Annotated in this window: 21 protein-coding genes and 1 tRNA gene; 6 read left to right on the top strand and 16 right to left on the bottom strand. The window is 59.5% G+C overall.

What is annotated here, in order from left to right:
• Positions 1-78 precede the first annotated feature (78 nt).
• The gene (gene argF, locus EM858_RS11950; RefSeq protein ID WP_127756809.1) at positions 79-996 is read right to left on the bottom strand and encodes an ornithine carbamoyltransferase; all 918 of its coding nucleotides are present in this window, start codon (positions 994-996) and stop codon (positions 79-81) included.
• 57 nt (positions 997-1,053) lie between these two features.
• On the bottom strand, positions 1,054-2,253 hold the full coding sequence (locus EM858_RS11945) for an aspartate aminotransferase family protein (RefSeq protein WP_127756808.1): 1,200 nt from the start codon (positions 2,251-2,253) through the stop codon (positions 1,054-1,056).
• A gap of 431 nt (positions 2,254-2,684) precedes the next feature.
• Between EM858_RS11945 and EM858_RS11935 the strand changes: the two genes are divergently transcribed.
• Entirely contained in the window at positions 2,685-3,218 is a 534-nt protein-coding gene (locus EM858_RS11935; RefSeq protein ID WP_078051295.1) for a GcrA family cell cycle regulator, read from the top strand.
• 337 nt (positions 3,219-3,555) lie between these two features.
• Here the strand turns inward: EM858_RS11935 and phoB are convergent, their stop codons facing one another.
• From phoB to phoR, 7 genes are all read right to left on the bottom strand, one after another.
• Positions 3,556-4,239 (bottom strand): phosphate regulon transcriptional regulator PhoB, encoded by a 684-nt coding sequence (phoB, locus tag EM858_RS11930; RefSeq protein ID WP_003493692.1) that lies wholly within the window; start codon positions 4,237-4,239, stop codon positions 3,556-3,558.
• A gap of 30 nt (positions 4,240-4,269) precedes the next feature.
• Positions 4,270-4,995 (bottom strand): phosphate signaling complex protein PhoU, encoded by a 726-nt coding sequence (phoU, locus tag EM858_RS11925; RefSeq protein ID WP_003519985.1) that lies wholly within the window; start codon positions 4,993-4,995, stop codon positions 4,270-4,272.
• Between the two features lie 96 nt (positions 4,996-5,091).
• Complete coding sequence (pstB, locus tag EM858_RS11920) at positions 5,092-5,907, bottom strand: phosphate ABC transporter ATP-binding protein PstB (protein WP_003519986.1); 816 nt, start codon at positions 5,905-5,907, stop codon at positions 5,092-5,094.
• 14 nt (positions 5,908-5,921) lie between these two features.
• Positions 5,922-7,244 carry a phosphate ABC transporter permease PstA gene (gene pstA / locus EM858_RS11915; RefSeq protein ID WP_127756807.1) on the bottom strand — a complete coding sequence of 441 codons (1,323 nt, stop codon included), beginning with the start codon at positions 7,242-7,244 and terminating at the stop codon, positions 5,922-5,924.
• Positions 7,241-8,725 (bottom strand): phosphate ABC transporter permease subunit PstC, encoded by a 1,485-nt coding sequence (pstC, locus tag EM858_RS11910; RefSeq protein ID WP_003519988.1) that lies wholly within the window; start codon positions 8,723-8,725, stop codon positions 7,241-7,243. Before pstC ends, pstA begins: the two co-directional genes overlap by 4 nt.
• A 263-nt stretch (positions 8,726-8,988) precedes the next feature.
• Positions 8,989-10,023, bottom strand: coding sequence for a substrate-binding domain-containing protein (locus EM858_RS11905; RefSeq protein WP_080817989.1), 1,035 nt, complete (start codon positions 10,021-10,023; stop codon positions 8,989-8,991).
• A gap of 195 nt (positions 10,024-10,218) precedes the next feature.
• Positions 10,219-11,493: a phosphate regulon sensor histidine kinase PhoR gene (phoR, locus tag EM858_RS11900; RefSeq protein ID WP_127756806.1), complete on the bottom strand. Its 1,275-nt coding sequence runs from the start codon at positions 11,491-11,493 to the stop codon at positions 10,219-10,221.
• A 233-nt stretch (positions 11,494-11,726) separates the two neighbouring features.
• Here phoR and ppk2 point away from each other — a divergent pair, with 233 nt between their 5' ends.
• Positions 11,727-12,608, top strand: coding sequence for a polyphosphate kinase 2 (gene ppk2, locus EM858_RS11895; protein ID WP_127756805.1), 882 nt, complete (start codon positions 11,727-11,729; stop codon positions 12,606-12,608).
• Between the two features lie 47 nt (positions 12,609-12,655).
• On the opposite strand, the gene EM858_RS11890 is transcribed toward ppk2, so the two are convergent.
• Entirely contained in the window at positions 12,656-13,801 is a 1,146-nt protein-coding gene (locus EM858_RS11890; protein WP_127756804.1) for a hypothetical protein, read from the bottom strand.
• A gap of 255 nt (positions 13,802-14,056) precedes the next feature.
• Here EM858_RS11890 and EM858_RS11885 point away from each other — a divergent pair, with 255 nt between their 5' ends.
• The 4 genes from EM858_RS11885 (at position 14,057) to EM858_RS11865 (ending at position 16,758) form a co-directional block, all read left to right on the top strand.
• Positions 14,057-15,019 carry a nitronate monooxygenase family protein gene (locus tag EM858_RS11885; RefSeq protein ID WP_020811427.1) on the top strand — a complete coding sequence of 321 codons (963 nt, stop codon included), beginning with the start codon at positions 14,057-14,059 and terminating at the stop codon, positions 15,017-15,019.
• A gap of 136 nt (positions 15,020-15,155) precedes the next feature.
• Positions 15,156-15,231 (top strand) — tRNA-Thr (locus EM858_RS11880).
• Positions 15,232-16,038: 807 nt separating this feature from the next.
• Positions 16,039-16,197 carry a YqaE/Pmp3 family membrane protein gene (locus EM858_RS11870; protein WP_020811433.1) on the top strand — a complete coding sequence of 53 codons (159 nt, stop codon included), beginning with the start codon at positions 16,039-16,041 and terminating at the stop codon, positions 16,195-16,197.
• 318 nt (positions 16,198-16,515) lie between these two features.
• Positions 16,516-16,758, top strand: coding sequence for a DUF982 domain-containing protein (locus EM858_RS11865; RefSeq protein WP_003519998.1), 243 nt, complete (start codon positions 16,516-16,518; stop codon positions 16,756-16,758).
• Positions 16,759-16,853: 95 nt separating this feature from the next.
• Here the strand turns inward: EM858_RS11865 and EM858_RS11860 are convergent, their stop codons facing one another.
• From EM858_RS11860 to EM858_RS11835, 6 genes are all read right to left on the bottom strand, one after another.
• Complete coding sequence (locus EM858_RS11860; RefSeq protein WP_020810556.1) at positions 16,854-17,246, bottom strand: PRC-barrel domain-containing protein; 393 nt, start codon at positions 17,244-17,246, stop codon at positions 16,854-16,856.
• A gap of 130 nt (positions 17,247-17,376) precedes the next feature.
• The gene (locus tag EM858_RS11855) at positions 17,377-18,258 is read right to left on the bottom strand and encodes an AraC family transcriptional regulator (RefSeq protein WP_020810555.1); all 882 of its coding nucleotides are present in this window, start codon (positions 18,256-18,258) and stop codon (positions 17,377-17,379) included.
• Positions 18,259-18,367: 109 nt separating this feature from the next.
• The gene (locus EM858_RS11850; RefSeq protein WP_127756803.1) at positions 18,368-20,557 is read right to left on the bottom strand and encodes a TonB-dependent siderophore receptor; all 2,190 of its coding nucleotides are present in this window, start codon (positions 20,555-20,557) and stop codon (positions 18,368-18,370) included.
• 179 nt (positions 20,558-20,736) lie between these two features.
• Positions 20,737-22,413, bottom strand: a complete 1,677-nt coding sequence (locus tag EM858_RS11845) for an iron ABC transporter permease (RefSeq protein WP_127756802.1) — start codon at positions 22,411-22,413, stop codon at positions 20,737-20,739.
• Between the two features lie 172 nt (positions 22,414-22,585).
• On the bottom strand, positions 22,586-23,602 hold the full coding sequence (locus EM858_RS11840) for a Fe(3+) ABC transporter substrate-binding protein (protein ID WP_127756801.1): 1,017 nt from the start codon (positions 23,600-23,602) through the stop codon (positions 22,586-22,588).
• A gap of 148 nt (positions 23,603-23,750) precedes the next feature.
• Complete coding sequence (locus EM858_RS11835; RefSeq protein WP_127756800.1) at positions 23,751-24,806, bottom strand: ABC transporter ATP-binding protein; 1,056 nt, start codon at positions 24,804-24,806, stop codon at positions 23,751-23,753.
• Positions 24,807-24,841 lie beyond the last annotated feature (35 nt).

The raw sequence follows: 24,841 nt of genomic DNA, 5'->3' as shown, positions 1-24,841 counted from the left end.
CTTCGAAGTCCCACAGATGGTAATCTATGCGGTCAAGTTCAAGCACCCGGCGTGACGCGTGTCAGGCCGGGCGATTGCTCAGATGACGCCCATGCACCATGCGATGATCGACTTCTGCGCGTGGAGGCGGTTTTCCGCCTCGTCGAAGACGACGGATTGCGGGCCGTCGATCACGGCATCCGTCACTTCCTCACCGCGGTGGGCCGGCAGGCAATGCATGAACAGCGCGTCTTTTTCCGCCTTGGCCATCAGGGCTTCATTCACCTGATAGGGCTGGAAGATGTTGTGGCCGCGCGCCTTGTGTTCCTGGTTCATGGACACCCAGGTATCGGTGACGACACAGTCCGCACCCACAACAGCCTTGTCGGCGTCGTGGCACAGCATGATTTCGCCGCCATTGTTGCGCGCCCAGTTCAGGAACTTGTCATGCGGTTCGGAGCCCATGGGCACGGCCATCGTCATGCGGTAACCGAAGCGCGCCGAGCCTTCGACGAAGGAATGCAGGACGTTATTGCCGTCACCCGTCCAGGCAATGGTCTTGCCTTTGACCGGACCGCGATGTTCTTCGAAGGTCATGATATCCGCCATGATCTGGCAGGGATGCGTGTCATCCGTCAGGGCGTTGATGACCGGCACCGTCGCGTGTTCGGCAAGCTCCAGCAGGCGCGAATGATCCGTCGTGCGGATCATGATGGCGTCGACGTAACGCGACAGCACCTTGGCCGTATCGCCGATCGTTTCGGCGCGACCGAGCTGCATTTCCGTACCGGAGAGGAAAAGCGTCTCGCCACCGAGCTGGCGCATGCCGACATCGAAGGAGACGCGGGTGCGGGTGGAAGGCTTTTCGAAGATCATAGCCAGCATCTTGCCGGCAAGCGGCTTTTCCGCCGTTCCGGCCTTGGTAGCAGCCTTGCGTGCGCGGGCATCGTCGAGAATTGCCCGCAGGTCCTGCGAGCTGACGGCCGACAGGTCGAGAAAATGTTTAGGTGAAGCCATTTCAAACTGTCCCATGCTCGCGAGCCTCGGGGAAGAGGCCCGCCCTTTATTGTTTCCTCAGGCGATTTTTGCCTGTTTCGCTGTCAGGGAAGCGGCAGCCGCTTCCACGCGTGACAGACCATCACGAGCCTCTTCCGCCGTGGTGACGAGCGGCGGCAGGAGACGGATGACGTTGTCGCCCGCCGGCACGCCAAGCAGATGCTCGGCGCGCATGGCCTGCAGCAGCTCGCCCGATGGAACCTTGGCCTTGATGCCGAGAAGCAGGCCTTCGCCACGGATTTCCTCGATAACGTCAGGATAACGATCCTTCAGCGAAGCAAGACCCTGGCGGAAGACCAGCGCGACATCACGGACCTTTTCCAAGAAGCCCTCGGAGAGGACGACATCGAGCACGGCATTGCCTACAGCCATGGCCAGCGGGTTGCCGCCATAGGTGGTGCCATGCACGCCCGCCGTCATGCCGGAAGCGGCATCCGCCGTCGCAAGGCAGGCACCTAGCGGGAAACCGCCGCCGATACCCTTTGCAACCGCCATGATATCCGGCGCAACGTTCGTCTGCTCATAGGCAAAGAGCTTGCCCGTACGGCCAACGCCGGTCTGGACCTCATCGAAAATCAGCAGCATGCCGTGCTCATCGCAGAGCGACCGCAGCAGCTGCAGGAATTCCTTGCTGGGTGCGCGAATGCCGCCCTCACCCTGAATGGGCTCGATCAGAAGCGCGGCCGTCTCGGCCGTGATGGCGGCTTTCAGCGCATCGACGTCACCGAACGGCACCTGGTCGAAACCTTCGACCTTGGGACCGAAGCCTTCGAGATATTTCTGCTGGCCGCCGGCGGCAATCGTCGCCAGCGTGCGGCCATGGAAGGCGCCTTCGAAAGTGATAATCCGGAACTTTTCCGGATGCCCCTTGGAATAATGATAACGGCGCGCGGTCTTGATCGCGCATTCCAGCGCTTCCGCGCCGGAATTGGTGAAGAAGACCTTGTCTGCGAATGTCGCTTCCGTCAGGCGCTTTGCAAGCTTTTCCTGGCCCGGCACTTCATAAAGGTTCGAGACGTGCCAGACCTTCTCGGCCTGGGTCTTGATCGCTTCCACGAGGTGCGGATGGGCATGGCCCAGCGAGTTGACCGCGACGCCGGCTGCAAAATCCAGATATCGTTCGCCGCTTTCCGTGAACAGCCAGACGCCCTCGCCTCGCTCGAAGCGCAGGGGGGCTCTTGCAAACGTATCGAACAATGGCGCGGCGGCTTCGGCCATGGCTGTATCACTCCTTGCGCGGATGCGCTGTCAGACGGTTGTCAATAGGCTTTCGGGGTTATCCCTTGCCTGAAAATCAAAAATGCCGCCTCGCGGCGGCAGGGGCACTATTGTCACTTCGCCTGCCGATGTCAACAAAAGTCCGCGTTTCCCGGGCTTCTCAAGCCCTAGTAGGTGGCGGCGGATGAGGCCCAAGGTGTTGCCTTTCAGACTCAACTCGCCAGCAAGTTGGGGAAAACCGGAAAATCGATTCGAGATGATTCCCGCGACTCTTGCCACGGAGTCTGCGTGGCACTAGGTTAATCGCTAATTACTAGACTGCATTGCGGCGGAACTAGTCACCAAAAATCAGGCAGAAACCACGCTCGCGGCACGCCCGCGAGGCGGAGAAGGATTCTGCCGACATTATACGCGACGAGCGGAGAAGCGGCATGAACTGGACAGACGAACGGGTCGAAAAACTCAAGAAATTGTGGTCCGAGGGGCTTAGCGCCAGCCAGATAGCAGCACAGCTGGGCGGCGTGAGCCGCAATGCCGTCATTGGCAAGGTCCATCGCCTCAACCTGCCGGGACGCGTGAAGGCCGGCGGCCCGGTTACTTCGGCGCGTTCCGCGCCCAAGCGCACTGCCGCCCCTGCCCCGCGCGCGACGAATTTCGCGGCCCGCGTCAGCGCAGCACCTGCACGCGCCCTGAACCGCTCGAGCGCGGCAACGGCGCTGCACGAGGAGATCGATATCGAGACCGCCGAAGTTCTCGATTACGTTCCGTCCAAAAATGTCGTGACACCGATTTCCCGCCGCCTGACGCTGACGGAACTGACGGAGCGCACCTGCAAATGGCCGGTCGGCGATCCGCTCAAGGATGATTTCCATTTCTGCGGTTGTGAAGCACTGGAATCTTCGCCCTATTGCAAGTTCCATGCAAAGCTTGCCTACCAGCCGGTAAGCGAGCGTCGCAAGGCTTGAGTGTTGCGGCACGCATTCGACACTCAAAAACTACGGGCCTTCGGGCCCGTTTTTTTATGGCAAAATCCAAGGTGGTTCTGGAATAGAGCGCACGCTGTCCAAGAGGCGCTCCCAATCCCTGTTCTTGGGCATTCTCCGGATGTAAAACCGCGATGCGCCTCGCGGCAAATGCTCTGAATTCGTCGGCGACGTGCCGCGCCCTTCCTACTGTCAGGTTTCACCGCGCAATCCGGCGTTTGCGGAAGGTTCAAAATCGAAAGGCCCGACACCGTTCCGGTCTCGGGCCTTCTGATTTTGGGGGAACTTATCCCGGGTGAAACCATCGGTTTCGGTTTTCTCAGGCTTCCATTGAATATCCAGCGCCGCGCACGGTGCGGATGACATCCTGCATATGCGAAAAATTGAGCGCCTTGCGCAGACGTCCGACATGCACGTCGACGGTACGTTCATCCACATAGATATCGTGACCCCAGACGCCATCCAGCAATTGCGAGCGGGAAAACACCCGGCCGGGAGAGGTCATCAGGAATTCCAGCAGGCGGAACTCCGTCGGGCCGAGGCGCACTTCGCGGCTTTTGCGGTGAACGCGATGGGTCTCGCGATCCAGTTCGATATCCCCGCATTTCAGCACCGAAGACAGAACCTCGGGGCGGGCGCGGCGCAGCATGGCCTTGACGCGGGCCATGAGTTCCGGCGTCGAGAACGGCTTGACGACATAGTCGTCGGCGCCGGTGGCAAGACCGCGAACCCGTTCGCTTTCCTCGCCGCGCGCCGTCAGCATGATGATGGGCAGGCGTTCGGTTTCCGGCCGCATTCTGAGCCGACGGCACAGTTCGATACCGGAAACGCCGGGAAGCATCCAGTCCAGGATAAGAAGGTCCGGAATACGTTCCTGCAGCCTGATTTCTGCCTCGTCGCCACGGGGTATCGTGTCGACGTCATATCCCTCAGCCTCGAGATTGTACCGAAGCAGGACGCTCAACGCTTCCTCGTCTTCCACAACTGCAATCTTGGGCACCATATACTAACTCCGCAAGCCGCTGCCTGTCTGTTACTCGGTCACCGAACCGAGGGTGTTGGAACTGTCGTCCTTCGGACGCTCGCCCTCCGGCTGGCTGCCGGTGGTCATGTAATAGATCGTCTCGGCGATATTGGTGGCGTGGTCGCCGATACGCTCGATGTTCTTGGCGCAGAACAGAAGATGCGTGCAGGTGGTGATATTGCGCGGATCTTCCATCATGTAGGTCAAAAGCTCACGGAAGAGCGACGTGTACATGGCGTCGATTTCCTCGTCGCGCTCGCGAATGGCATTGGCCTTCTCGGCGGAACGCGTGGAATAGACGTCCAGCACTTCCTTGAGCTGTACCAGCGCCAGTTCCGACAGGTGCTCGATGCCACGGGCAAGCTTGCGCGGCACGCCGGTGCCGGCAACCGCAATCACACGCTTGGCGGTGTTCTTGCCAAGGTCGCCGACGCGCTCAAGGTCAGCTGCAATTCGCAGGGTGCCGATGATCTCGCGAAGGTCTGCCGCCATCGGCTGGCGTTTGGCGATGGTGACGATGGCCTTGTCGCCGATCTCGCGTTCGGCGTGGTCGAGGATCGCATCGTCGGAAATGACCTTCTGAGCGAGCGCGGCATCGGAATTGACGAGCGCACGCACGGCGTCGGCGCACATCTGCTCCGCAAGACCGCCCATTTCGGCGATGCGGCGCGTCAGAAACTTCAATTCATCGTCATAAACGGAAACGATGTGCGAATGGGTCGTTGTCTGTGTCATGGTCTAGTCCTCCGGCTTGGCCTGCATGCGCGTACCCGGAAGCGGGTACGGCAGAAGCACCAGTCTTGTTCGGTTTCGATAAAGCGCCGGCCGGGATCAGCCGAAGCGGCCCATGATGTAATCCTGCGTGCGCTGGTCGTCCGGATTGGTGAACATCTTGTCAGTTTCGTTTTCCTCGACAAGATGACCAAGATGGAACATGGCCGTGCGCTGGGAAACACGCGCCGCCTGCTGCATGGAGTGCGTGACGATGACGATGGTGTAATTGGTGCGCAGCTCGTGGATCAGTTCCTCGACCTTTGCGGTCGCGATAGGGTCGAGAGCCGAGCAGGGCTCGTCCATCAGGATCACTTCCGGGCTGACGGCAACTGCGCGTGCGATGCAAAGACGCTGCTGCTGACCGCCGGAAAGACCGGTGCCGGATTCGTGCAGACGATCCTTCACCTCGTTCCAGAGACCCGCCTTCTGCAGGCTCTGCTCGACGATCTGGTCCATATCCGCCTTGTTGCGGGCGAGACCATGGATGCGCGGGCCATAGGAAATGTTTTCGTAGATCGACTTCGGGAAGGGGTTCGGCTTCTGGAACACCATGCCGACGCGGGCGCGCAATTCCACGACGTCAATCGCCTGGTCGTAGATATCGTCGGTGTCGAGCGTGATCTTGCCGGTGACCCGGCAACCGTCGATCGTGTCGTTCATACGGTTCAGGGTACGCAGGAAGGTGGATTTGCCGCAGCCGGACGGACCGATAAGCGCGGTCACCGTATTTTCCCGAACGTTGAGGTTCACGTCGTAAAGCGCGCGCTTTTCGCCGTAATAAACTGAAACGTCCTTGCCGATCATCTTGTATGAGACTTCATTCATTTTCTTGTCCAGCGCCTTTTCAACTGCTGCTTCCGACAACATGTTCATTGCTCAAGCTCCCTCTACCAGCGCCGTTCGAAGCGGCGACGCAACAGGATTGCGCCAACATTCATGACGATGAGGAACAGAAGCAGGATGATGATAGCGCCGGATGTCCTTTCGACAAAGGCGCGCTCGGCTTCGTTCGCCCACATGTAAATCTGCACCGGCAGGGCCGTGGACGGATCCATCGGCGTTGTCGGATAATTCGCAACGAATGCCACCATGCCGATCAAAAGCAGCGGCGCCGTTTCGCCCAGCGCGTGGGCGAGACCGATGATAGTGCCGGTCAGAATGCCGGGCATGGCGAGCGGCAGCACATGGTGGAAGATCGTCTGCATCTTGGAAGCGCCGAGGCCGAGGGCGGCGGCGCGGATAGACGGCGGCACGGCTTTGAGGGCAGCGCGCGTCGCGATGATGATCGTCGGCAGGGTCATCAGCGTCAGGACGAGGCCGCCGACCAGCGAGGCCGAGCGCGGAAAACCCATGAAGTTGATGAAGACCGAAAGGCCGAGCAGACCGTAAACAATCGAGGGAACGGCCGCGAGATTGTTGATATTCACCTCGATAAGATCCGTCAGACGGTTCTTCGGGGCGAATTCCTCGAGATAGATGGAGGCCGCGACACCAATCGGCAATGACAGCACGAGCACGATCAGCATCATGTAGAAGGAGCCGATCAGCGCCACACCCACACCCGCCGCTTCCGGACGGCTCGACGCGCCGTTGACGAAGATGCCGGTATTGAAATGTTTGCCGAGCTGGCCGCTTTCGGCGAGCTGGTTCATCCAGCCGAGCTGCTGGTTCGAGATACGGCGATTGGCTTCATCCGCCGTCAGGTCGACCTGGCCCTTGAAGGCGCTGTCGACATCGCCCGACGCCAGAAGCGTGACGGTGCGCGTGGTGCCGATGACGGCGGGATCGGCGACGACGATGTCGCGAAGCTGCGTGCGCACGCTGTCGGAGATCAGCAGGTTGACGGCGCGAAGGCCGGCGCGGTCAGTCGGCGCAACGCCAAGGACCTTGGCGACCGCATCGCGGGCGATGACGGGATAATTGGCCGTCATCAGCTTTGCCGGATTGGTGGCGCGCTCATTCTTCGGATCGATGATCTGTTCGGAGAACTCGACCGGAACGGTTATCATCGTCTGCTGAAAAGCGGTGTAGCCCTTGGAGACAACCGAGAAAAGCAGCAGGAAGAGGAAGATGAGGCCGAAGGAAATCGCTGCCATGCCGTAGGCACGGAAGCGACGTTCGGCGGCATAGCGGCGTTTGATGCCGATATCACGGCGCGTGGCCTTGTTGACGGCGCTCGCGCCGGCTGCGGGAGAGACGATGTCGGTCATTCATATTGCTCCCGGTATTTGCGCACGATGTAAAGCGCGTAGATATTCAGGCAAAGCGTGATGGCGAAAAGCGTGATGCCGAGCGCAAAGGCAACCAGCGTCTGCGGCGAGGTGAATTCAAGGTCGCCGGTGAGCTGGCTGACGATCTTGACCGTCACCGTGGTCATGGGCTCGAAGGGATTGAGCTGCAGACGGGCAGCAACACCGGCCGCAAGAACCACGATCATGGTTTCGCCGATGGCGCGCGAAGCCGTCATCAGCACGGCGCCGACGATACCGGGAAGAGCGGCCGGAATAATGACCCTCTTGATCGTCTCGGAACGCGTGGCGCCAAGGCCGAGCGAACCGTCACGCAGCGAGCGCGGCACAGCGGTGATGATGTCATCCGACAGCGACGACACATAGGGGATCAGCATGATGCCCATGACGAAACCGGCGGTGATGACGCTCTGCGCCTGGATGAAGTTGGCGTAGTTGCCCGTCGCCAGACCGTTGATCTGCGTGGAAATGTCTCTGAGGAAAGGACCGACCGTCGTGAGCGCGAAGAAGCCGTAGACGATGGTGGGAATGCCGGCGAGCACTTCAAGCAGCGGCTTTGCCATGGAGCGGAAGCGCGGCGAGGCATATTCCGCCATGTAGATCGCCGAGAAGAGACCGACCGGAACCGCAACCAGCATGGCGACCAGGCCGATATAAAGCGTGCCGGCGAGCAGCGGGATAAGGCCGAACTGGCCGGAGGAGTCGGTGGCGCCTGCCGCCGCAAAACGCGGATCCCAGACCGTTCCGAAGAAGAACTGGTGCGCCGGAACCATGGTGAAAAACTGGATCGCCTCGGTCAGCATCGAAAGGACGATGCCGATGGTCGTGAGGATGGCGATGGACGAGGCGACGAGCAGGGCCGCCAGAATGACTTTCTCAACCTGGTTGCGCGCCCGGAAACGCGGCGCGATTGCACGCAGCGCATAGGCGCCGCCGCCGAGCGCGGCCAGCAGCACGACGGCGATCATCGCGATACGGCTGGTGGAGGTCATGCTGTTGAGCGTGTGGGCGGCATCGACCATGAACCGCTCGGGATCGCCGGCGATTGCAACACCCTTCGATGCCAGAAGCGGCCGGACCGCAGCCGTATCGGCCTCAACCTGCGCGGTTTCCTCCGGCGTCAGCCGCTGGAGGCCACGGGCGATGGAGGTCACCATACCGTAGGTCAGGCTCTGCTGCGCTTCGGATTGCGCCCGGACATCCTCGGGGAAACTACCGCGCACCGCCGAGGTAACGAGCAATGGGCTGACAATGAGCCAGGCACAGAGAATGAACGCCGCGGGCAGCACCGCCCAGACGACCGCGTAGGAACCGTGATAACCGGCACGGGAATGCATGCTGGAGGGGCGACCGCCAGACAGGGCGACGGCACGGCGACTGCCGAGCAGATAGCTGCCGATGCCGATGAGCGCCAGTATCAGCAAAAGGATCGATGTGTTCATTAGAGTTCCCTCGGCGTGCCTCAAGAGCACGGTGCGATATCGGGCAAATCAAAAAGTCATCAAAACGAGACCGCTGGACCATCCCATGATGCCTGCCGCCTGACTGTATCATAGTCTGGCAAGCGTCAAGGTTGATACATCCTATCCATCTGTAATCCATCGACAATCATGTGGATGGCGATGGTTAGGAACTGTCAACCGCGGACGACGGCCCAAGCGAAGCCGAATGAGGGGTACGGCAAAGCCGCACCCCTCCTTCTTCATTACATCGTGGAGCCGGCCGAGAACTTCGAGCGGATCTCTTCGCGCTCTGCGTCCGGAGCGGCAACCAGGCCGTAGTTGGCGAGCGGGGAATCCGGGCCGATCATCTCGTCGGAAACGAAGAACTCGACATATTCCTTAAGGCCCGGGATAACGCCCAGGTGAGCCTTCTTCACGTAGAAGAAAAGCGGGCGGGAAACCGGGTACTTGCCGCTGGCAACGGTTTCGGTGGACGGAACGACGCCCGAAACGGTGGCGACCTTCAGACGGTCAGCGTTGTTTTCATAGAAAGCGAGGCCGAAAACGCCGAGGCCGGTCTTGTTGGCGTCGATGCGAGCAAGCGTTTCGGTGTAGTCGCCGTCGATGTCGACTGCAGCGCCGTCCTTACGGACTGCAACGCACTTGGCAGCAGCCTGCTTGGCGTCGGTGATGAGCGTCTTGATGGCGTCGGTCGCCTTAGCTTCCTTGCAGCCGTCAGCCATGATCTTCTCTTCGAAGACTTCACGCGTGCCGTGCTTGGAGCCCGGGATGTAAGCGGCGATCGCGACGTCCGGCAGTTCCTTGTTGATTTCCGACCACTTCTTGTAGGGGTTGGCAACGAGCTTGCCGTCCTTGACGATTTCAGCGGCGAGAGCGAGGTAAAGGTCCTTCGGCTCGAGCTTGATGTCCTTGTTGGACGAGTCCATTGCGAAGACGATACCGTCGTAACCGATCTTCACTTCCTGAACGTCGGCAACGCCAGCAGCCTTACAGGCGGCCAGTTCGTCGCTCTTGATCTTGCGCGAAGCGTTGGCAATGTCGATGGTGCCTTCGCCAACGCCCGAGCAGAATGCCTTCAGACCGCCGCCCGTGCCGCCGGACTCAACAACCGGAGCCTTGAAGTTCGGGAAGGTTTCGGCAAAGGTCTCGGCAACGATCTTGGCGTAGGGCAGAACCGTGGAGGAACCGGCAACCTGGATCTGATCGCGAGCAGCGGCGGCGCCAGCGAAGGCGACAGAAGCCACCAGAGCTGCTGCGGAAAATTTAACGATGTTCATTTGTCTCTCCCGTCGTGGGCTTTGTTGTGGACGCAGCCGATAGCGACACTCGCTCTTAGCTTGCGCTCGGCGACCTTTTCTTAACCACCGTAGCCCCATCCTTTTATGTCACTTTGACGAAAGATTTGTGACAATCTAAATTATTGATTTTATTTATAAATATCCACGACATTAAAAGCAGATGCATATTTTATGTCAGAATCTCACGGTGAAGTCCGTGCCGCTGCCCAATTCCGATTTAATGATGAGGCGGGCGCGGTGGCGGGTGAGGATGTGCTTGACGATGGCAAGCCCGAGACCCGTGCCCTTTTTCGAGCGGCTGTCGGCGACGCTGACACGATAAAAACGCTCCGTCAGACGCGGCACGTGTTCGGCGGGAATGCCCGGCCCCTTGTCGATGACGCTCACCTCCACCGGCTTGCCGGGTTCGGCCCGCAGCCAGACATCCACGACCTTGCCTTCCTGGCCATATTTGCAAGCATTTTCAACGAGGTTCTGGAATACCTGCACCAGTTCGTCGCGGTCTCCCTGCACCTCTGCCGGCCGGTCGGGCAGGTGCAGCGTGATGGTCACATCCAGCTCATCGGCAAGCGGCAGCAGGGTATCGCGCACGTGGCCGATGACGGGAACGAGATCGACCTTCTGGTCGGGTGCAATGTTTGCGCGCAATTCCAGCCGCGAAAGGGACATGAGATCGTCCACCAGCCTGCTCATGCGGGTTGCCTGATCCAGCATGATGGCAAGGAACCGTTCCTGCGCCTTCGGGTCGTTGCGTGCCGGCCCCTGCATGGTTTCGATGAAACCGCGCAGCGAGGCGAGCGGCGTGCGCAATTCGTGGCTGGCATTGGCGACGAAGTCGCTGCGCATGCGGTCGATGCGGCGAAGCTCCGAAACGTCGCGGAACGACAGGATGTAGAATGGCGGACCTGCCCCCTCCCCTACATCCGCACGGGCGATGCGGACGATGAAGACCCGTTCGGAAGGGAAGCGCTCCGAATGTTCGACCTGGTTGGGCTGGCCGGTGGTGATTGTTTCGCGAATGACATCCAGGAGGCCGGGAGAGCGCAGCCGGGCGGAAATATGCGCTCCGGCGGGCAACTGGCCGAAGGCGCGCTCGGCCGCGCCGTTCTGAAACAGCAGGCTGGCGTTCCTGTCCAGAATGAAAACGGGGGTATCCAGAACCGCGAGTCCCGCCCTTACGCCTGAAATGACGTTTTCACCGGGCGCTTCCGGCTCTTCCGTTTCCGGAGCAAGGTTCCCCCCGTCTTTTGCCGAAATCACCGCCGGCCCGTCCCGAACGGCAAGAATGGCAATGACGGCGCAAAGCCACAGGGCGACGGGCATGTAGGGCGTGTTGAGTTCGACAACGGCCACGATGGCGAGCATGCTGACGATGAGAATAGGCAACCAGTTCCGGCCAAGCTTCCTTCCCAAACGTCTTAATCCACCATCGCCTTCCTTGACTGCCATTTCAGCCTGCTCTTTCCATTCTCATCTTACAGCGCATCGAAATCTCATAGGCCAGCTTCATGACAGAGATTCATCATCGCGCATTTTCCACAACGTATATGCGCAAAATCGACGCCGCAATCGCTCCCGCCGCCGCACCCCGGTCAACCAGTCCTGTTTCACTTGAAATCTGGCAATGGATGTGAACTCATTGGCGGCGAGTTGCCTTTACACAACAACAGCCGGAGGAAAACATGGACGAAGAAACGAAGAAGCGGACGGTCGATATCACCATTGGCGGCAAGCTGCGCAGCTTCGACATCGACGATCCGGTTCTTCCTGACTGGGTCGAGGAAAAGGAACTTTCCGCCGGCAATTTTCCCTACGACAAGAAGATGAAGCGGGAGGATTATGACGCCACTCTCGAGGTGCTTCAGGTGGAACTGGTCAAGGTGCAGTTCTGGCTACAGGCCACCGGCAAAAGGGTCATGGCGGTTTTCGAGGGCCGCGATGCGGCGGGCAAGGGCGGCGCAATCTTCGCGGCCCGGGCCTATCTCAACCCTCGTTATGCCCGCGTGGTGGCGCTGACCAAACCGACGGAAACCGAGCGTGGCCAATGGTATTTCCAGCGCTACATCTCGCATTTTCCGACCGCCGGCGAATTCGTTCTCTTCGACCGCTCGTGGTATAACCGCGCCGGGGTCGAGCCGGTCATGGGTTTCTGCACGCCGGAAGAACACAAGCTCTTCCTCAAGGAAACGCCGCGTCTGGAAAAGATGCTTGCCCATGAAGACATCCATCTTTTCAAATTCTGGCTCGACATCGGCCGCGAAACGCAGATCGGGCGCTTTCACGACCGCCGCCACAGCCCGCTGAAATGCTGGAAGCTTTCGGATATGGACATAGCCGCGCTGACGAAATGGGACGACTACACGCAAAAGCGCGACGAAATGCTGGAAAAGACCCACACCGATGCCGCCCCCTGGACGGTGGTTCGCGCCAACGACAAGCGCCGCGCGCGGGTAAATCTCATCCGCCACATTCTTCTTGCGCTCGACTATGAGGGCAAGGACAAAAAGGCAATCGGCGGGATCGACGACAAGATTTTGGGATCGGGGCCGGATTTTCTCAAATAGGACCGTAAGATGCTGACAGGCGCCTCCATTCGAGACGCCTGTTTTCCTTACTGGCCCGGCAGAATGCGCACGGAATAAAGATTGACCGGGCGGCCGCTGCCATCGATATCGCTGTTGATGAAGATCCTGCCCGGCGCATTGGGGGCGAGAGATCGTTCGAATTTCGTGTTCAGCAGCATGTCCGCGCGCTCGGCCGTGGCGGTGAAGCGGTGGCGGGAGCAATCGCCCAATGTCGCGAAATCGCAGGCGACGGACACCTGGGTCTGCCGGTCGCTAGAGGATTGCAGCGTGATCGAAATGGTCGAGGACTTGCCCGCCATATCCCGCATCACCTCCACCGGAACCTCGACGCTGACCGCGCCATCCTGCGAAACGCTTCTCGAGGTCACCTTTATAGCCTTGCCAGCGGGTGTGGCGATGTTTTCGACACTGGCGCGCGGGCCGGCCGAAACACCGGAACTGCCACGCTCCGCATTGAAGACCTCCACCCAGTCATCGGAAAAACCACGGCCGGCGGAAAGGCTCGGCGCGGGCTCCGTCCCGTTGAAATCCTCCGCCTGCACCTGCGCCGGCGGATTGGGCACGCTGGTATCGCGCTGCTCCGGCGAGAGCAGGAGGCCTGAGGAATAGACCCACCAGGCGCCGAAACCGATAAAGGCCAGAAGCGTCACGTAGATGAAAAGCCGGGCGAAAAGACCCCGGCGCTTGCGGCGGCCAACCGCTCCCTCCGGACGGAAGGCAAGCGAGGAGTCGCCCGCGCGGGAACCTCTCTTCGGCGGCTTGCCATTGCGCTGCCCCGCACTCAGCGGCTCCGGAGCAGCGGCGGCCCCCGGCCGCACATCGCGCGTTTCGCCACGCAGCTCCGGCTCAACACCCATATCACCGCGGTGGGGCGTCTGCGAAACGGGATCGACCGAGTGATCATCCTGCGTCGGACTTTCCGGCGCTACTGGGCGCAATTGCTGCTCCACCCTGTCCAGAAGACTGTTGCGCTCCTCATTCTCGATCTGATGGATCAGGCCTTCAAGCCGCTGGCGCTGCTGGGAGACAACCTGCGGATCGTCTATGCCCTGCTTGCGCAGGCCCGCTTCCAGTGCCTGACGGGAGGATTGATAAATCCGTGCACGAACTTCGGCGTTCGATCTGTCCGATTTTTCCAGAGCATTTCTGATTGCCGTTTCCAGTCCGCTCACGACCGATCCTTGTTCTATTGCGCTTTGCAAAAAATATGCGGCGCTGCGCCATGGGTTCACGATTCGGTAACGGCTATACCGCCCCTCCGCAAGCATCGTTTACGATAAAGACCGGATTGCCTTGGGGAAAATCAATTCATTGTGGCACTACGAACGCAGATTCGAGAGGCGAATGCCACGCTGTTTTCGCTTTCAATCTGCTGCTGAACGCGATATTGACTTACGTGCGCGTAAACGTAATTCGTGGGAGGAGACATGCTACCGTCCGTGCTGAAAGACAATCTGCGTCTTCCGGTCATAGCATCACCGCTATTCATCATTTCACATCCGCAGCTGACACTGGCGCAGTGCAAGGCCGGCGTCATCGGCGCTTTCCCGGCGCTCAATGCGCGGCCCGAAAGCCAGCTCGACGAGTGGCTGGCAATGATCACCGAGGAGCTTGACGCTCACAACCGGGCCAATCCCGAGCGCCCGGCGGCGCCCTTCGCGGTCAACCAGATCGTGCACATGTCCAACCGGCGGCTGGAGCACGATCTCGGCCTTTGCGTGAAATACAAGGTGCCGGTGGTGATCTCGTCGCTTGGCGCGGTGCCGGAGGTCAATGCGGCCGTGCATTCCTATGGCGGTATCGTGCTGCATGACGTCATCAACGACCGCCATGCCCGCTCCGCCATCCGCAAGGGCGCGGATGGGCTTATCGCGGTGGCGACGGGTGCCGGCGGACATGCGGGCACGCTTTCGCCCTTCGCCCTCGTTCAGGAAATCCGCGAATGGTTCGACGGCCCGCTGCTGCTGGCCGGCGCCATCGCCAATGGCGGCTCCATTCTCGCGGCGCAGGCCATGGGCGCGGATATGGCCTATATCGGCTCCCCTTTCATCGCCACCGAGGAAGCGCGCGCTTCCGAAGGCTACAAGCAGGCGATTGTGGACGCGCAGGCCAAGGATATCGTCTATTCGAACTATTTCACGGGCGTACACGGAAACTACCTGAAAAGCTCGATCGTCGCCTCCGGCATGGACCCCGACAATCTGCCCGAAGCCGATCCTTCGAAAATGGACTTTGAAACAGTCTCCGGCGGCGCCAAGGCCTGGAAAGACATATGGGGCGCGGGGCAAGGAATCGGCGCCGTCAAGGCGGTGGAACCGGTGGCGGCACTCGTCGATCGTCTGGCAAATGAATATGAAACGGCCAAAAAGCGCATCTGCGGGAAAGGCTGACGTCTGCGGCAAACAATGGACAGGCAAAGCTTTTTGCGGAAATTTCAAAACCAGCACATTCAAGGCTTGAAATCCGTCAGCATTGCCTGTATCAGCCCGCCATGAAGCTGATCCGCAACAAACGGGTCACAATCGGGCCGCTTTAGCTCAGTTGGTAGAGCACGTCATTCGTAATGACGGGGTCACGTGTTCGAGTCACGTAAGCGGCACCATTTTCCCAAATCCCAATCAACTTCAAAATTGCCAATCATTGCCTTGGACGGCCTTGCTCTGCGCTGCATGGAGCGCCGTCGCAACGTGATGGCCCTCGATATGACATCTCTATCTTGCCACTGAATTGAACCGCCGGTTGCCTGTTCAGGTCCGGTTAAGAGCGCTTGCCTCAGGGTATTCGCCAATGGAACCGTGGACTTCATCACGCGTTTGAATCCGTTATTGGGAGCAGAAATCATGAAAATATTGAGCGCAGCAATTTGTCTGGTGTCGCTGGGCGTTCTGACCGGATGCGTCGATGATCCCGGCTATCGCACCGGGGGCTACTATACGACCGGTGTGTACTATCGATCCTATGATCGCGACCGCTACTACCGGGACTACGACCGCCGTTACTGGGGAGAACGAAGAGAGTGGCGGGATCGACGCGACAGGGACCGGGGTCAGGACCGGAGCGCAAGCGAATGGCGCAATCGGCCACAGCCCCGGACGGAGCCTAGCAGCGGAGGTCGCCGCGATGTACGCAACGCACCTGTCATATTGCCGAATGGTCGGGCAATTTATCCGGACTGACCAAAGCGATCGGCTTTCTCAGCCCTATCACAGATTTCAATAGTCTGTGTCTTCCCTTGTATTATCAAGGCGGCGGTGTTTTTGCGGCTATGGCAAACTCACCGCCCAGGCTTTTGCGGCTTCCGAAAATTAAACCCGACGCCTGTTAATCGCCGTAAAAGGCGGTCACTTGAAACCAAACCGTCCACCACACGTTCTCCGGCAGGTCGTAAACAACTAGAAAGCCTGTCACCGTGGACGTCATTCGTATTCTGATCGCCATCATTCTCCCGCCCGTCGGTGTGTTTCTTCAGGTCGGACTCGGCCTGCATTTCTGGCTGAATATTCTCCTGACGCTGTGCGGTTATGTTCCCGGCATCATCCACGCCATCTGGGTGATCCTGCGCAGGTGACATTCGCCTTTTATCAACGATGAAGCGTCCGCAACATTTTAGTACGTGATTAAATTCTCATTGGCTGTTGGAACCTCATCTTCTCCCTCACGTTATGGTGATGACATCAGCCAAGGAGAAAATCATGAATCAGATCATCTACATCGTCGGCCTCGTCGTCATCGTTCTGGCGATCCTGTCGTTTTTCGGCTTCCGCTGATCCCCGTTGTCAATTCGATCGCTTGCGCATATCCTAAGCGGCAGTGACACACGACTGCGTTCATGGGTTGCTTCGCTGTCGGGTGTATTTCGGGATCGCGTTGCTCTGGGAGGTGCACGATGAAGAACGAGAGATGGACAGAACCTGTCGAGGTCAATCTCGAGGCGAATGGCAAGAGTGTCATCGCCGGCCCCTTCGAAGCTTTGACATTATTGACCGAAGGCTGGCCCAAAATTGGCGGATTGAGCTTCGTGAGAGCGAGAAGCGCCTGCCGCGCCGCCCTTGACGGACGTAAATCGCCCGAGGAAGCACGAAAGTGCTTCACAGACGCGGTTTCCGAGATGCAGAAAAACCCGCATTGACGCCCCCAAAAGAAAACGGCTCCTGAAAAGGAGCCGTTCTTTTATTTGCCACGCTTTCGGTGATCAAACAGCCGGAAGCGCTTTTTCCCTGGGCCTTACATCCAATAGGGTGCAACGCCGTAATAATCATAGACCTTGCGGTCCTTGGCGTTCAGCAGGTCGTTATCATCCAGATTGGCGAAGTGCGGCGCGTTTTCGATCTCTTCCTTGGTGAGATCGATGCGGTAGCCGTCGAGTTCTTCGTCGTAATGCAGCTTTTCCCAAGGCAGCGGATAATAGTCGTCACCGATGCCGAGGAAGCCGCCAAAGCTCAAGACCGCATAGGCCACGCGCCCGCCGCGCTTTTCCAGAATGATGCGCTGGATCGAGCCGATATGCTTGCTGTCGGCGCCGTAAACACGGGTGCCTTCCACCTTGTCGCTGGCGATCAGGCTCGGCGTATCCTTGACATAGGGGTCCTGTCCGGCGCGGGGTTCCTGATGCATCATGTGCCTTTCCTCCTTGATTTTCCTCGTTTGTGTCACGTCTGGTAAACCCCTCGACGGACAATTCGTTCCGCGGCGTTTCAGGCGCCGCGGCGGGAATTTTTTTGAAGGAGAATGGAACGAAAAGGCGCCTTTATTGGCGGATTTTCTGCCAGACAGAGGGAGAAACACCGACCATCTTGCGAAAGACACGGGAGAAATGCGCCTGATCCGAAAAACCGGCGGCAATGGCGATGTCGGTCAGCGCCATGTCGGTCCGCATCATCAGTTCCTTGACGCGATCGATGCGCGCCTGCATCTGCCATTGGTGCGGCGGCACGCCGGTTGAGGCCTTGAAGGCATGGCTGAAATGCGATTGCGACAGGTTGGTGAGTTCCGCAAGTTCCTCCAGCCGGATCGACCGCAGGCAATGTTCGCGAATGTAATCCGTGGCCGCCCTCAACTGCCAGGCGGCGAGCTTGCTGCGTTTTTTGACCGGCTCCCGCTTCACTTTCAGGAAATCCGTCAATAGCGCCAGCACGAGGCTTTCGCCATAAAGGTCATGCAGCGGATCGGGATTATCGCATTCGGCGGCAATCAGTCGCGCCAGCGCCAGCAGGCGCTCATCCTCGAACATCAGATGCGGATCGAGCAGGCTGTGCGGATCGAATCCCTGCACCAGGCGGGCACCCAGCAATCCCGCATCGAAATGCAGATCGAGGTGGCGCACGAAGGAGACGTTGCTGAGTTCGGCATGCACATCCAGATCGGCGGGCACGAAGGAAATACGGTTCGCCTTGGACGAGCCGTAATTATCGCGGCGGCAGCGGTTCATCATGAACCGGCCGTCATCCGTCCCGTCCATATCCAGCAGGAAAACGAAACGCGGATCCTTGCCGACATAACGGCCGCCCGCCTTCGGGGCGCAACGCACATCCCAGAGATCGGCGACGATGCCGTTCCACACACGCGAGCGCGGGCCGCCGATGACGGCAAAGCCCTCGATCTCATTTTCCATCCGCACGCGGAAAGCCATGGCCTCTCGATCCCGCAGGGCGCCATGGCGCCACTATAAACATGATAAATCTATTCATGTTTATAGTGGCAAACTGCTTTCCCCGCAACCGCCAGCCTTCGGCCAAGTCTTACCACTTCTTTGAAAGCTTGAAGGTGATGGTGCGGCTATCGCCCCAGCCGCAGACGGAGACGCCGGCGCAGCTCTTCACATATTCCTTGTCGAAGACATTGGCGACGTTGATCGATGCGGTCCAGTCGTTCTTCTCATAGCGGATTGCGGCGTCGAAGACGGCGGCATCCGGAACGCGCAGCGTATTTGCCTCATCCGCCCAGGATTTGCCCTGATACCGTACGCCGCCGCCGAGGCTGAGGCCTTCCAGCGCGTCTGTGGTGAAGGCATAGTCCAGCCACAGCGAGGCGGTGTGGGCGGGCACGATCCATGGCGATTTGCCAATCAGATTGGGATTGGCATCGCGGGTAATCTCCAGATCCGTATAGGAATAGGAGGCGAGCGCCTTCCAGTTCTCGCTGAGATTGGCCTTGGCCTCCAGCTCGAAGCCGGTGGATTCCACCTGCCCGAACTGACCGCTCGTGGTCACACCACCGGCCGTATAGGAAACGATGGCATTGTCCTTGACCAGCTTGAAGACGGAGGCCGTGATGCTGCCGTCGAAGAAGGTCGGCTCATATTTGATGCCGGCCTCGAACTGGTGTCCCTCTTCCGGCGAAGCAGGAGTGCCATCCGCAAGCGTATCGATGAGCGGATTGAAGAAAGTGGCGGCCGAGACATAGGGTGTCAGGCCATTGTCGAATTCATAGGCGAGACCGGCGCGGCCGCTCAGCGCATCGTCATTCGAGCGGCGGGAGAGGCCGGCAGGGAGCCTATTGTTCAGTTCCGTATCGACATAGTCGTAACGGCCATTCAGCGTCACCAGCCAGCCATCACCGAAGCGCAGCTGGTCCTGCGCATAGATGCCGATCTGCTGCTGGGTCACGATATTGTCGGCATAAACGAAATTCGTTCCCTGCGTCGAGCCATAGATCGGGTTGAGCGCACCGATCGCATTCGATCCGCAGCAGGCCTGCACCTGGTCCAGCCGGTAATATTTATAGTCGAGACCGAAGAGCAGCGAATGATTGACCGCGCCTGTATCGAACTGGCCTTCAACCCGGTTATCGACGCCGAAACTGTCGACTTTCGACACGCCATCGTAACCGAAGCGGGTCAGCATATAGTCGTTGGTGGTGGCATCGAGGATCGGCTGGCCGTTTGCATCGGTATTGGCCCAACCGCCGGCATAGGGTCCGGTCTCGTGCTTGTAGAGGTGACCATAACGGGCGTTCTGGCTAATCTTCCAGCCATTGTCGAATTCATGACTGACCTCGTAACCCACCATGGACTGGTAGACGCGGCCATTGTCGATATCCGGCTCGCCATAAAAGGCCTTGCGGTCAAGCTTGCCGAAGGGCGCGTCGACCACCGTGCCGACATAGGGCAGGAAGCCGTTGCCGATATGAACCTGATCGAGCGCCGAGAAATAGCCGTAGAGCGTGGCGCTTGTCTGCGCGTCCGGCTCGAAGGTGATCTGCGGCATGATGAAGCCGCGCAAATCCTCGGAATAATCGGTGTAATTGTCGCCGCCGGAGACCTTGCCGGTGACGCGGTATTTCCACACCCCTTCACCATCCACCTTGTCGCCGAGATCGAAACCGAAGAAGGCATTGCCGAAATTATTGATGCCGATTTCCGTTTCGCGCACCGGCTCATCCTGCGTGCGCTTGCGGACCATCTGCACGATACCGCCGGGATTGGCGCCGCCATAAAGCACCGAGGCCGGACCTTTCAGAACTTCCACACGCTCCAGACCGTAGGCATCCATCTGGAAACCGCCGAAACCGTAGCTGAACAGGTTCAAACCATCCAGAAACACGCCGGTCTGGGTGGCCTGAAAACCGCGAATATAAATCCAGTCCGTATCCGGGTCCGTGCCGAAGGGCTCCGCCGTCACACCGGGGGTGTAACGCAGCACCTCGTCGATTTTCGTCACTGCGCCGCGGTCATCCATTTCCTGGCGGCCGACGACCGACACGGATTGCGGAATATCCTTCGTTTCCGTCTCGGTTTTCGAACCCGTCGCGCTTTTCTTCGCGACATAACCCCGGACCGGACCCGTTGCGTTTTCCGCGCCCTGCCCTTCGACGGTAATCTGCTGCAGAACGGTCGTGTCCTGCGCGTGGCCCATCGCTGGCGCCAGCAAAACAGCGGCGGCCGTGCCCAAAGCCAGACGGCTCAAAAACATCCCATGCAAATTTTTCAAGATATGCCCCGAAACAGATCGCGGCCGATGTCCAAATCCGACAGGCCGCGGCACCTCAATTAAGCTGAGTATTTACATCAGGATTAAGGCAGGATGCTTGTCGTTTTCGGGGCGGATTTGAAGCTTATTGGCCTCTCGCACAGTTTTGCGCCCGTCATTTATCGGACAGGGCTCCGATATCAGCCCTTGCGCCGGCCGATCCTTGCAAGCTGCATGACCGGAAGCATGCCGATAACGACGATTGCCAGCGCTGCGATTGCCGCCTCCTCATAGGTGCCGCGCGCCGCTTCGCCATAAAGATGGGTAGCGAAGGTTTCGAAATTCAGCGGCCTCAACAAAAGCGTGGCGGGAAGCTCCTTGACGCAATCGACGAAGATCAGCAGCGCCGCTGCCGCCAGCGACGCCCTGGAAAGCGGCAGATGAATCTGGCGGAATGTCTGCGTCGCGGATCGCCCGAGCGTTCGCGAGGCGTGATCGAAGGATTGCGGGATGCGGCTGAGGCCGGCATCCACACCGCCCGCCGCAATGGTGAGGAAACGCGCCGAATAGGCATAGATCAGCGCCGCGCCGCTGCCGATGAAAATGAGGCCGGTAGAGATGCCGAACCAGTCACGCATGGTCTGGTCGACAAACCGGTCGAAGCCGCCAAGCGCGATCAGCACGCCGATGGCGATGACCGTGCCGGGGGCCGCATAGCCGACCGTCGAAAGCCGGTAGGACCAGAGCGATAGACGTCCCGGTGCAAGGCGCATGGCGTAAGCAACCGCAAGGCCGAGGATAAGGGTGATAACCGTCGCCAGCCCGGCAAAGACGATCGTGTTCAGAGCCTCCTCGGCAAAGCGGGCGGAGAGGCCGCTGAAACGGAACCGTTTCCATGCCTCGATGACGAGATAGCTGGCCGGCGCCACAAAGCCGATCAGGACCGGCAAACCGCCGAGCACGAAGGCGAACCAGCCCTTCAGGCCGTTAAGCCGTAGCGGCTCCAGTTCCCTGCTTTTCTGCGCCGAAACGGCATAACGCTGCTTGCGCCGCGCCCAGCGCTCGAGCGCCACGAGAGCGACAACGATGAACAGCATGGAGAGCGCAATCTGCGCCGCACCCGGCAGGTCGGATTTCGTGACCCAGGTGGTGTAGACGGAAACGGTGAGCGTGCGGACGCCGAGGAATTCCGACGCGCCTATATCATTCAGCGCCTCCATCAGGGCAAGGCTGATGCCGACCGCAATCGCCGGGCGCGCCAGCGGCACCGCGACCTTGAAGAAAGCCGCGCGTCTGGAAACGCCGAGCGTGCGTGCCGCTTCCAGCAGGTTACCCGCCTGCGTCAGGAACATGGCGCGGACAGGGATGTAGACATAGGGAAACAGCACGAAGCCGAGAAGGACGATGCAGCCCGTCATGGACCTGATGTCCGGCAGGCGAAATTCGCGCGGGCTGGAATAACCGAGCAGCCAGCGGATCGCGCCCTGCACCGGTCCGATGGGATGCAGAATATCCAGATAGGCGTAAGCAACGATATAGGTGGGCATGGCCAGCGGCAGCAGCAGCGCCCATTCCAGCAGTCTGCGCCCGGGAAAATCATAGGCGGTGACCAGCCAGGCGGCATAGGTTCCAACGACACCGGCGAGCAGCCCGACCCCGGCGAGAAGGATCACCGTATCCGGAAGCGCCGTCCAGAGCACGGTCGAGCCGAGATGCGCCCATAGGCCTTCAGAACCCTGCAACGCCTGTGAGACAAGCGCCAGAACCGGCACCATGGCGCCACAGACCGCCAGCACGGAAAGGCACAGCCACCAGAAGGAGGATGAAAACCTGGCTCGGGCACGTGGTGTCAATGGCTGGATGGCGTCTGGATTCATGTGCTTTTGGAAAATACGCGGAAAGGCGCCCGCAGATGCGAACGCCTTCCACCATGTTATCGATAGAGCGTCGGATAGAAACGGAATCGTATCCGACGCTCTATCTTTTTGTTTAAGCGTCGGATTTTCCGAAAACCGCGTATAGTTTTCGGTCCGATGCTCTCAATGGCCTTTACTTGTCGAAACCGACCTTGTCGACCAGCTCGCTCGCCTGCTTGCGATGCGAGACGATTTCCGTCAGCGGCTTGTTGTCGATCTTCAGCGTACCGAAGGAAGCGACGATCTCGTTGAGAGCAGCACCCTGCTTGACCGGATATTCGTAATTGGCTTCGGCATAGATCTTCTGGGCTTCGTCAGAGACGAGATATTCCAGCAGCTTGACGGCTTCCGCCTTGTTCGGAGCATTCTTGGCCACGGCCGCGCCGCTGATATTGACCTGCGTGCCGCCATTCTTGAAGGTCGGCAGAACCACCTTGATGGCGTCGCCCCACTTCACCTGCTCCTCGCCGCCCTTGCCCGAGCGCATCAGGCCGACATAATAGGAGTTGGCGATGCCGATATCGCAAATGCCGCCGAGGATATCCTTGGCGACATCGCGGTCGCCGCCGCCTGCCTTGCGGGCCAGGTTTTCCTTGACGCCGGCAAGCCACTTCTCGGTGTCCGCAGCGCCGTAATGGGCGATGTAGTCGGCAAAGAGCGCCGTGTTATAGGGGTGCTGGCCGGCGCGAATGCAGACCTTGCCCTTCCACTTCGCATCCGCCAGATCTTCATAATTGAAGGAAGCGAGATCGACATCCTTCGCCGCATAAAGAACGCGGGCGCGCATGGAGAGCGCGAACCAATGGCCCTTGGCGTCGCGAAGTTCAGCCGGGATAGCCTTGGTCAGGGTTTCGGATTCGACCGCCTGGGTGACGCCCTTTTCAGCGAGATCGACTAGGTTGCCGGCATCCACCGTCATCAGAACGTCGGCCGGCGAGCTTGCGCCCTCGCTCAGAACGCGCTCCGCAAGACCGTCCTTCAGGAACACGGTGTTGACCTTGACGCCGCTTGAAGCGGTGAAGGAGTCCAGCAGCGGCTGGATCAGGCCGGGTTCGCGGGTGGTGTAGATGTTGAGCTCCGCGGCGCCGGCCGTTCCGGCCGCAAAGGCAACCGTGCTGGCAAGCAGGGCAAATCTGGTAAATTTCGTCATGTTTAGTCTCCCTCTCCGATAGCGGCATATAGAGGGAGCAGACATCATACATGATGACCCAAATCAAGTTTTATTTCTCTGTTTTTCAGGCGGATTCGATCACCAAGAGTTGAAAATGGAGCGGAAATAAACATGCAAATCCGCTCACTCAACTTGCAGTAAATATCAGCACTCCCTTGGGATCGATACCGAAGCGCACCGCCGTCGTCCGGGCGGGTGTGCGCTGCATTGTCCTGACACGCAGATCGGCCGACAATCCGGGTACGGCTATGCCCAGCTGCTCGATCTCCCCGAGGAAGACACGGCTCGATATTTCGCCGGCAATTCCTTCTTTCGCGGCGCCGTCCTCGATGATCGAAATCGCATTTGGGCGAACATAGGCGACGGCGGCGAGGCCGTCAGGCAGATCTGACGCATCGCCCAGAAGCCCGAGCGGCGTTTCGACCCGGCCCTGTCTCACCCGGCCTTCGATCTTGTTGAAGGCGCAGAAAAAATCGGCGGCATAACGGGTTTTGGGATAATCGTGGATTTCGTAACCCGTGCCGCTCTGCACGATGCGCCCGCGCTGCATCAGAACCACACGGTCGCCTGCAGAAAGCGCCTCTTCCGGATCATGGGTCACCATGATCGCCGTCGTGCCCAGTTGCCGCAACAGGCCAAGCGTTTCCTCGCGCACGCTGTCGCGCAGTCCCCTGTCCAGATTGGAAAAGGGCTCGTCCATCAGGAGCAGGCCGGGCTGCGGGGCAAGCGCGCGGGCAAGCGCCACACGCTGCTGCTCGCCGCCCGAAAGCGTATGCGGATAACGTTTCGCCAATTCCTGCAGGTGAACATGTTCGATCATCTCTGCGGCGCGGCGGCGGGCTTCCACCTTCGGCAAAGACCGAAGACCGAACATGACATTCTGCTCGACGGTCAGATGCGGAAACAGTGCATAATCCTGAAAGACAAAACCGATATTGCGCTTTTCCGGCTCGACGAAAACAGCGGGACCGGCAACGACAGCGCCGTTCAGGGAAACGCTGCCATGGTCCGGTGTCTCCACGCCCGCCACGATGCGCAGCAGGGTCGATTTTCCACAGCCGGAGCGTCCCACCAGACAAATGATTTCGCCGCGTTCGACGGAAAGATCGATATCGGACAGCACTTCCGTATCGCCGAATCTCTTCCCGACCGATTTCAGTTCAAGCGCTGCCCTGCCTGCCATTTCCAATCCTGCCCTGCTTTGCGAATTATGTTGAT

This window comes from Agrobacterium sp. CNPSo 2736, assembly GCF_004005385.1.
GTDB classification, from domain to species: Bacteria; Pseudomonadota; Alphaproteobacteria; order Rhizobiales; family Rhizobiaceae; genus Agrobacterium; species Agrobacterium leguminum.
Note: the sequence above shows the minus strand (reverse complement) of the source record. Positions and strands in the feature narration are given on the sequence as shown.